This is a genomic window from Shigella sp. FC1661 (assembly GCF_001712525.1).
Lineage (GTDB): Bacteria > Pseudomonadota > Gammaproteobacteria > Enterobacterales > Enterobacteriaceae > Escherichia > Escherichia coli.
In genome coordinates, this window is sequence record NZ_MDGW01000383.1 from 1 (window position 1) to 930 (window position 930).

Below are 930 nucleotides of genomic sequence, written 5' to 3' on the forward strand. Positions count from 1 at the left end.
CATCGATAGGAATTTAAATCCCCAAAAGATTAAAAAAGCACCGAAGAATGCGCGTTTATTCAACACAACCTGATCATCAAGTAATCGGTATAGACACTTAATATTGCTTACATTGATTGATTCAATGTATCTCTGATGGTTTTTTGCTCCGTTCCCCTCAACATGGACGCAACTTCCCCTCTGCGACTCTCAGCCGCACCACCGTATTCGAGCCAGCGGCTCATGCATCATAACCTGCTCTGCCAGACGGTAACCCCTCTTCAGCCCCGTAAACCGCATCTGACCTCCGCACAGCTCGCACTTCAGCGGGTCAACCTTCAGTCACTGCTGATACATCCCTCTCCTTGTGATTTGCCTCGCCGTTTTTCTCACTGTCTCCGTTATGGCGTACACCACATCTTCCAGTAATCGCCGCTTCACCGGACTCAGGATCCCGTATCACCATCCGGAACCCCTTATCCGCCACATGCCAGGAGAACCTTTCCATAAACTCGTCGCCACTCATCACAAGGTTTTCTTCTCGTTTTGTCCGGTGGCTGTTGTAACGCAGGCCAATTTCATCCTGACCGGCATAATGTTCCAGGCGGCTCATCTGCACCGGCTGCTTCTCCAGCCAGTTAAGCCATCGGTTTCCCTGCTGAAAAATATCGGCAAAACGGGGAAGCATCAGAAAGGCGGAATAACGCCATCTGGCCAGTGAACCGTACCGCATTCAGGGCAATACATGCCGTCGGCGTTGATACCGGCAGGAATTGTCGCAAATTCCCGCTCCGTGCAGCGGGCAATTTCCGGATACCCTTCGTCATCAACACGTACAAACCAGAAGACCAGTTTTTTGTTTCCGGCATCCACAAAGAACGGAATATTCAGGTCTGCGCAACACTCAACGGCATCGTCAAAATTATCAAAGCGCAGAACCTCAGCTTCTTC

At 50.4% G+C, this 930-nt stretch carries 1 protein-coding gene and 1 pseudogene; both read right to left on the reverse strand.

Annotation, left to right across the window (positions count from 1 at the left end; all coding sequences use genetic code 11):
* Window positions 1-189 precede the first annotated feature (189 nt).
* Window positions 190-619, reverse strand: a pseudogene (locus BFF42_RS18585) (transposase); the annotation flags it as partial.
* A gap of 47 nt (window positions 620-666) precedes the next feature.
* Window positions 667-930: hypothetical protein (locus tag BFF42_RS26820; RefSeq protein ID WP_025749900.1), on the reverse strand; the 264-nt coding region annotated here is incomplete at its 5' end.